General features: G+C 44.3%; 7 protein-coding genes and 1 pseudogene. All 8 read left to right on the forward strand.

Annotated elements, in window-relative coordinates; genetic code table 11:
- On the forward strand, positions 1 to 1,144 hold a 1,144-nt coding region (lysS, locus tag QZZ43_RS08510), incomplete at its 5' end, for a lysine--tRNA ligase (protein ID WP_291857922.1).
- A 235-nt stretch (positions 1,145 to 1,379) separates the two neighbouring features.
- Positions 1,380 to 2,375, forward strand: coding sequence for an NAD(P)H-dependent glycerol-3-phosphate dehydrogenase (locus tag QZZ43_RS08515; RefSeq protein WP_291857924.1), 996 nt, complete (start codon positions 1,380 to 1,382; stop codon positions 2,373 to 2,375).
- 158 nt (positions 2,376 to 2,533) lie between these two features.
- The gene (locus tag QZZ43_RS08520; RefSeq protein ID WP_291857926.1) at positions 2,534 to 3,877 is read left to right on the forward strand and encodes a glucose-6-phosphate isomerase; all 1,344 of its coding nucleotides are present in this window, start codon (positions 2,534 to 2,536) and stop codon (positions 3,875 to 3,877) included.
- Between the two features lie 464 nt (positions 3,878 to 4,341).
- Positions 4,342 to 5,868, forward strand: a complete 1,527-nt coding sequence (gene purH, locus QZZ43_RS08525; RefSeq protein ID WP_291857928.1) for a bifunctional phosphoribosylaminoimidazolecarboxamide formyltransferase/IMP cyclohydrolase — start codon at positions 4,342 to 4,344, stop codon at positions 5,866 to 5,868.
- 14 nt (positions 5,869 to 5,882) lie between these two features.
- Positions 5,883 to 6,905: a rod shape-determining protein gene (locus QZZ43_RS08530; protein WP_291857929.1), complete on the forward strand. Its 1,023-nt coding sequence runs from the start codon at positions 5,883 to 5,885 to the stop codon at positions 6,903 to 6,905.
- A 168-nt stretch (positions 6,906 to 7,073) separates the two neighbouring features.
- On the forward strand, positions 7,074 to 7,904 hold the full coding sequence (gene mreC / locus QZZ43_RS08535; RefSeq protein ID WP_291857931.1) for a rod shape-determining protein MreC: 831 nt from the start codon (positions 7,074 to 7,076) through the stop codon (positions 7,902 to 7,904).
- Positions 7,897 to 8,415 carry a rod shape-determining protein MreD gene (gene mreD / locus QZZ43_RS08540; RefSeq protein WP_291857934.1) on the forward strand — a complete coding sequence of 173 codons (519 nt, stop codon included), beginning with the start codon at positions 7,897 to 7,899 and terminating at the stop codon, positions 8,413 to 8,415. The genes mreC and mreD overlap by 8 nt, the downstream gene beginning before the upstream one ends.
- A gap of 73 nt (positions 8,416 to 8,488) precedes the next feature.
- Positions 8,489 to 8,691, forward strand: a pseudogene (locus QZZ43_RS08545) (penicillin-binding protein 2); the annotation flags it as partial.

Genomic DNA, 8,691 nt, shown 5'->3' on the forward strand with positions numbered 1-8,691 from the left:
CATGCGTGAGTTTTTTAACGCTAAAGATTACCTGGAAGTAGAAACCCCCATTCTCCAATCAATTCCCGGAGGTGCTTCCGCCCGTCCGTTCATCACACATCACAACACACTGGACATGCCGCTCTATCTGCGCATTGCCAACGAACTTTACCTTAAGAGATTGATTGTCGGCGGCTTCGAGGGTGTCTATGAATTTGGGAAAGATTTCCGCAACGAGGGCATGGACCGCACACACAATCCGGAGTTTACGGTAATGGAAATCTATGTGGCCTACAAAGACTACAAATGGATGATGGACTTCACCGAGCAGATGATCGAAAAAGTGGCCCTCGACTTGCATGGCACCACAGAAGTTCAGGTGGGTGATAACTCCATTGACTTCAAAAGACCCTACAAGCGCATCAGCATGTTGGATTCCATCAAGGAACATACCGGTTACGACATCTCCGGCATGGATATAGCCCAGTTGCGCAAGGTTTGCGATGAGTTGGAAGTTGAAAATGACGAATCGATGGGTAAAGGAAAACTGATCGATGAGATTTTTGGTGAGAAATGTGAAGCTTCGTACATTCAGCCCACCTTTATTACCGATTACCCGGTAGAGATGTCGCCGTTGTGTAAGAAACACCGGGAAAATCCCGAACTGACCGAACGCTTTGAACTAATGGTAAACGGTAAAGAGCTGGCCAATGCCTACTCTGAGTTGAACGATCCCATCGACCAGCTGTCCCGTTTTCAGGAACAATTGAATCTATCCGAAAAAGGAGACGATGAAGCTATGTACATCGACACGGATTTTGTCCGTGCGCTGGAGTATGGCATGCCCCCCACCTCGGGAATGGGCATCGGCATAGACCGCCTTACCATGCTGATGACCGGACAAAGCACCATTCAGGAAGTGCTTTTCTTCCCACAGATGCGCCCCGAAAAGAAAAAGGAACGCGACGGAGAGGAAAAATTTACAGCTATCGGCGTACCGACGGAGTGGGTCCCTGTAATTTACAAAGCAGGATACTCCCGAGTGGAAGATCTGAAAGAGTGCAACCCCAACAAGCTTCATCAGGAACTGTGCGGACTCAATAAGAAACACAAACTGGGCCTTCAGAATCCTAAACCGGACGAAGTAAAAAGCTGGGTGGAATAATAAACCCACTCTATTTGAACCCGCGGTTTGTAACCCGGAATTACTTTATACAAAGAATCATAAGACCAGGGAATCTAAGGGATTTTCATGAAATAAACTGACTAGTTAAGTAAAAGATCAGACCAAAGAATTTAGGACATCAGGATATTTTGGAACAATCCCTAAATCAATGACTTTTGTCGTTGCATTAGGCTCCCATCAATCAATAAATTTGCAGAAACCAAAACAGACAGGCATGGATGAAGAATCAACCATTGGTATCATAGGAAGTGGCAGTTGGGCCACCGCTATTGCCAAGATGGTTCTGAATAATTCAGACAGACTGAACTGGTACTTCCGTGAGCAAGAGCACATTGACCGGTTTCGTAAAATGGGACACAATCCCAATTACCTAACATCAGTTGATTTTGACACTGAGCAGATATTTTTTTCCACCGACATCAACGAAATAGTGGAAAAATCCGACATCCTCATTTTTGTCATTCCCTCAGCATTTCTCAAGGAAGCATTGGAGCCACTAAAAACATCGCTGAAAGATAAATTTGTGGTATCGGCAATTAAAGGACTCGTCCCTGACGAAAACCTTATCATTGGCAACTTTTTCCATAAGCATTATGAGGTGCCTGTCAATTCAATTGCAGTCATTTCGGGCCCCTGCCACGCCGAGGAGGTAGCACTGGAACGCTTGTCGTACCTTACAATTGCTTGTCAGGATATCAAAAAAGCCAGGATTTTTGCCGCAAAACTGGCTTGTGCTTATATTAAAACCACTGTAATTGATGATATTTATGGAACAGAGTATGCCGCCGTGCTAAAAAACGTGATGGCTATTGCTGCCGGTATTTGTCACGGTCTGGGCTATGGAGACAACTTTCAGGCCGTCCTCATTTCCAACGGAATACAGGAAATCAAAAGATTTGTGGATACGGTTCATCCCATCACCCGCGACATCAAAAGTTCGGCTTATCTGGGCGACTTGCTGGTAACTGCATACTCCCAGTTTTCAAGAAACCGCACTTTCGGAAACATGCTCGGAAAGGGCTATTCGGTAAAAAGTGCACAGTTGGAAATGCTGATGATAGCGGAAGGGTACTACGCAGTGAAAAGCATTGTGGAAATCAACAAAAAATATAAAGTGAACATGCCCATTACCGAAGCTGTTTACAATATAATATATGAAAAAATTTCTCCTGCCATTGAGATTAAGCTGCTGACGGATCAGTTGAGATAGAGAAGCAGAATTTGGACGCTGGAGGCTAAAAATTAGAAGTTAGACGGTGAAAGCATAAAATTCACCAACCAAAACCCAGGCCAATTATTCGGGAGCAAAAGTTGAAATACAAATCGCTCTGGTTAAGAAGAAGAACAAAAAAATAAATATATATCGCTATGAAGAACCTCACCATTGACGTGTCACAGGCTGCTCCGGAAGTAACCCAGGACATGATAAACAAAGAACAGGACAACGTTCTGAAACAACTCAAAGCACTGACCGACAAAACCGGAAAAGGAAATGACTTTCTCGGATGGCTCGATCTTCCCGATAATATTGATGGAGATCAGATAATGGCCATTGAGAAAACGGCAACCCGTTTGCGTGGCAAAGCCGACTATGTGGTAGTTGTTGGAATTGGCGGAAGTTATCTGGGTGCCAGAGCTGTGGTTGATGCACTCAACGATTCTTTTGACCACCTGAAAGGCGACCGTAAAAACCCCGCTATTCTCTATGCCGGACAAAACATCGGGGAGGATTACACCTACGAGATGCTGGATTTACTGAAAGACAAATCTTTCGGGGTGATTGTGATTTCCAAGTCGGGAACGACGACCGAGCCTGCTCTCGCTTTCCGGGTACTGAAAGAACTTCTGGAAACCAAATACGACAAAGAAGAGGTAAAAGAACGCATTGTGGCAGTTACCGATGCCAGCAAAGGAGCATTGCGCACACTGGCCGAGCAGGAAGGTTTTGAAACTTACATAATTCCAGACGATGTAGGTGGACGTTTCTCTGTGCTGACGCCCGTCGGATTGCTGCCCATTGCCGTTGCCGGATACAGCATCAGTGAACTGGTGCGTGGCGCCAAAGAAATGAAAGCCCTCACCGGCACCGACATTCCATTCGAGAAAAATCCCGCCGCTGTTTATGCTGCAGCACGTAACCTGCTCTATCAGAAAGGCAAGAAGATTGAGATCATGGTAAACTACCAGCCGAAATTGCACTATGTCTCAGAATGGTGGAAGCAGCTTTATGGTGAAAGTGAAGGGAAAGAAAACAAAGGAATTTTCCCCGCAGCAGTTGATTTCACAACCGACCTGCACAGCATGGGCCAATGGATTCAGGAAGGAGAACGCACCATTTTTGAAACCGTGGTAACAGTAGGTGCTGCCAAACACCGGGTATTGATTCCCCGCGACGAGGCCGACCTGGACAAACTCAACTATCTGGCCGGAAAACGGATAGACGAAGTGAACAAAATGGCTGAACTGGGAACCCGGATAGCACATACCGACGGAGGCGTTCCCAACATAAAAGTGGAGATTCCTGAACTTAATGAATACTACCTGGGGCAATTGCTCTACTTCTTTGAAAGAGCCTGCGGCATCAGCGGCTATGTTTTGGGGGTCAATCCCTTTGACCAGCCAGGCGTTGAGGCTTACAAGAAAAACATGTTTGCCTTACTTGGCAAGCCGGGCTTCGAAGAAGAAACTGAGGCCATCAAAAAAAGACTTTAACAAATTAAAAAAAGCTGTCTGACTTCCAGACAGCTTTTTTTACACCCAACCGGAAAAGCATGATTATATGAGAAGATTGCTTTTCCGAATGCAGTGACTGGCTGTTTTACTTCCAACGAAATTATTTTTGTACACACAATACATCAGTGAATTAGTCTTTGGCCCCCATTCGGGGAACTGGTTCATTTTCACCTGTAACCCCGGGGTGGCACTCAGATTTATTTAAATTGACCCCTTTCAGGAACCGGCCAGTTCTGAAGTATAAGCAATTCACCTCGAACTTTTTGAGGTGATCACTCGTAATAGATTTAAAAACTCGTGTCAATAGAGTTATTGTTTCTATTCGTTTTCCTACAACATAAAAATAAAATCACATCAAGGCTCACAAAAAAAAGTTCGGGTGTTGCTAAATGTTCTCTTTTTCTTAATTTTGCGTCTATTCTCGGATAAAATTGTTAAAAATAATGACAGCCACAAAAAAGATAAAATCTGCCTTAATATCAGTTTTTCATAAAGACGGTCTGGATGAAATTGTAAAGCAGCTGGACAAGAAAGGGGTTCAAATATACTCGACGGGGGGAACTCAGTCATTCATCGAAGGTTTGGGAGTGAAAGTTCAGTCAGTGGAATCACTAACCGGTTATCCTTCCATTTTGGGGGGGCGCGTAAAAACACTGCATCCAAAAGTTTTTGGAGGCATTCTTGGCCGACGTGACGACAAAGACCACCAACAACAGATGGCGGAGTATGAAATTCCCGAAATCGACCTCATCATTGTTGACCTCTACCCTTTCGAAGACACTGTTGCTTCGGGCGCCTCACACACCGACATCATTGAAAAAATCGACATTGGCGGAATCTCCCTCATCAGAGCAGCTGCAAAGAACTATAAAGATGTGGTAATTGTTCCTTCCAAGGACCAATATGGCCAACTTCAAAATGTATTGGAAAGTCAAAATGGAGAGACTTCCCTTGAAGACCGAAAATCATTTGCCACCGCAGCATTTGCGGTCTCTTCGGGGTATGACGCTGCCATTTTCAACTATTTCAACAGTGATGAAACATTCCCTGCCTTCCGCAAAGCTGTCAACGGAAGCAAAACATTAAGATATGGTGAGAACCCGCATCAGAGAGGTACATTTTACGGAGATTTCAATGCCTTTTTTGAGCAGTTGCACGGAAAAGAAATATCCTACAACAACCTGTTAGACATTGATGCAGCTGTATCTTTGATAGCTGAATTTAATGAAACCACTGTTGCGGTTCTAAAACATAACAATGCCTGCGGGCTGGCTTCCCGGAGCAATCTGGCAGAAGCCTGGAAAGAAGCACTGGCAGGAGATCCGGTTTCAGCATTTGGAGGCATCATCATTACCAACAAAAAAGTAACTGCAGATGTGGCCGGCGAAATCAACAAAATTTTCTTTGAAGTAGTCATTGCTCCTGCTTACGACCAGGAATCGCTGGAAATATTTAAACAAAAGAAAAACCGGATTATTCTTGTCCAAAAGCCGACTGCGGTAACCGCCTTCAATACCCGTTCGCTCCTTAACGGAGTACTGGTGCAGGAAAAAGACCTGAAGATGGAAACCAAAGATAGTTTAAAACCAGTGACATCCAAAGCGCCGTCTGATACAGAAGTTGCGGATTTACTGTTTGCCAACAAAATAGTGAAGCATTCCAAATCGAACGCCATTGTTCTGGCAAAGAACAAACAGCTGATTGGCAGCGGCATAGGTCAGACATCACGAGTTGATGCCCTTAAACAGGCCATTGCAAAGGCACAAGCTTTTGAATTCGATATGGAAGGAGCCGTTATGGCTTCAGATGCCTTTTTCCCTTTTGCCGACTCGGTAGAAATTGCCGCTGAAGCAGGAGTTAGCTCTGTGATTCAGCCCGGAGGTTCTGTGCGCGATAAGGATTCCATCGATTTTTGTGATGCTCACAATATGTCCATGGTGTTTACCGGCACCCGTCATTTCAAACATTAATAAAACCAAAAACAATGGGATTATTTTCATTCTTGTCTCAAGAGTTGGCCATGGACCTGGGAACAGCCAACACCATCATTATTCAAAACGACAAAATAGTTGTAGATGAACCCAGCATAGTAGCCCTGAATCGTCGCACCGAGAAACTTGAAGCTATCGGTGAAAAGGCTCGCCAAATGCATGGAAAAACACACGACAACATATATACCATTCGTCCCCTTCGCGATGGTGTAATTGCTGACTTTAATGCTGCCGAACAGATGATTCGCGGCATGATTAAGATGATCAACAAGAAAGGTCAGCTTTTCACCCCTTCACTAACCATGGTAATCTGTATTCCCTCAGGCAGCACCGAAGTTGAAATTCGTGCGGTACGCGACTCGGGAGAACACGCCGGTGGTCGTGAGGTTTATATGATTTATGAACCCATGGCAGCTGCTTTGGGTATCGGACTGGATGTGGAAGCTCCTGAAGGAAATATGGTGGTGGACATAGGTGGAGGAACCACCGAAATCGCCGTCATCTCCCTTGGAGGAATTGTCACCAACAAATCCATCCGCATTGCCGGAGACGACCTCACTTCGGATATTATGGAGTATATGCGTCGTCAACACAACATCAAGATAGGAGAACGCACCGCCGAGGAGATTAAAATCAGGGTAGGCTCCGCCCTCCCCGAGTTGATCGATCCGCCCGCAGACTATATTGTTCAGGGACCCAACCAGATGACTGCATTACCCATTGAAGTGCCGGTTTCCTACCAGGAAATTTCTCACTGTCTGGAGAAATCAATTTCCAAGATGGAAACAGCCATTCTTAATGCATTGGAGCAGACACCCCCCGAACTTTATGCCGATATTGTAAACAATGGCATATATCTGGCCGGTGGCGGAGCTTTACTGAGAGGATTGGATAAACGGCTAACCGACAAGATTAACATCCCGTTCCATATTGCAGAGGACCCTTTGCATGCAGTGGCCCGGGGAACGGGAATTGCGCTCAAAAACCGTCACAAGTTCTCGTTCCTGATGAGATAGATAAGAATTGAGCCAATTCCTGGAAGGTTCTTTATTGCCAGTATTTTTGTTGCAGGAAGCTTTAAATCGTTATTAACAAGACGTTAACTCCGATTCAAAATTCTTCTGCAACTTTGTCCTGACAAAAACACCTCTTTAAGGAGCAGACTCAAGAATTAAAGATACAAAATGAGAAACTTCATCCGTTTCATCATTCGAAACCATTTTTTGCTGCTGTTTCTTTTACTGGAGATAGTCAGCTTCCATTTCATATTTAATTATAATCAGTACCACAGGAAAGTTTATCTGAGTTCATCCAACCAGGTTTCGGGCTACTTGTTCAAAAATTTCAGTTCTGTAGTTCAATACTTTCAACTGAAAAAGACGAACGAAGAACTGGTCAGAGAAATTACGGAATTGCGCAACCAATTGGACAGAAATTCTTTTTATGCTCCGATGCTTCCTGAAATTGAAGTTGATACAGTAGCAGCCCAGCACTATCGCTATTCGGCGGCCCGGGTAATCAACAACTCGGTAAACAAACATTTCAACTACCTGACCCTAAACAAAGGCCTGAAACACGGCATCCGCCCGGACATGGGTGTAATCTCGTCCAGAGGCCTTGTTGGGGTGGTGCTTAACACATCAGAGAACTTCTCAACAGTCATTTCGTTGCTCAATACTCGCTTGTGGGTATCTGCCCGATTGCAGGAGACCGGCTTTTTCGGCTCCTTAAGTTGGGATGGCAGTTCCTACAGATATGCAACCCTGAGCGGAATTCCCGCCCATGCAACCCCGTTGGTGGGTGATGCAGTAGTGACTAGTGGTTATTCGTCCATCTTCCCTGAGAACATCCTTATCGGCACCATCGATGAAGTCACAATTGACCAAGGAGAAGGTTTTTATGAATTAAGAGTGTTGCTATCGGTTGATTTCAAAAATCTTCAATACGTCCACATCGTTGAAAAAATGGAAGCTGAAGAACAACTGGAGCTCGAAAAACTAAGTGAAAATGATTAATCTGTTGCCAAGATATCTGTTCAACTTTGTAGTTTTTATATTACTGCAGGTATTACTATTGAACAATCTACAGTTCAGTGGTTACGTGAATCCATATCTTTACGTGCTTTTCATCATCACTTTACCTTTCAGCACTCCCAAATGGCTGTTGCTGGTTCTAGGATTTATCACAGGCCTTACCATCGATATTTTCATGAACACACTGGGATTGCACACCTCCGCAACTGTTTTCATGGCTTTTCTCAGACCCTTTATACTCAGTTCTTTTTCGCCACGCGACGGCTATGAATTGGGAACCCGTCCAGTTCCTTCGGATTATGGATTTGGATGGTTTTTTAAATATATGGTAATCATGGTAGTTACGCATCACCTGTTTTATTTCTTTGTTGAAGCTTTTGATAAGGAGCTGTTTCTTTCAACCCTTTCAAAAAGCCTGATAAGTACGGTGGTATCAGTCCTCTTTATTCTTATTGCCATGCTTTTTGCAAAAAAGGATTCCAAAAAATTGTAACGGATATTAAAAATACAGAAAGGAAGTGGGAAACGCCAATAACAGAACAATCATAATCGGTCTGATTATATTGATGCTCAGTCTTATATATATTGTAAGGCTTTTCATGCTTCAGGTTTATGATCCCTCTTACAAGTTTTCAGCAGAAAGCAATGCCCGCCGCAAAATAACCGAATTCCCTTCGCGGGGCCTTATCTACGACAGAAATGGAGATCTGATGGTCTCCAATCAGGCAGTGTACGACATTATGGTTGTGCCCCGCGAAACAGAACCGTT

Source organism: Marinilabilia sp. (assembly GCF_016278715.1).
In the GTDB taxonomy this organism is placed as follows: domain Bacteria; phylum Bacteroidota; class Bacteroidia; order Bacteroidales; family Marinilabiliaceae; genus Marinilabilia.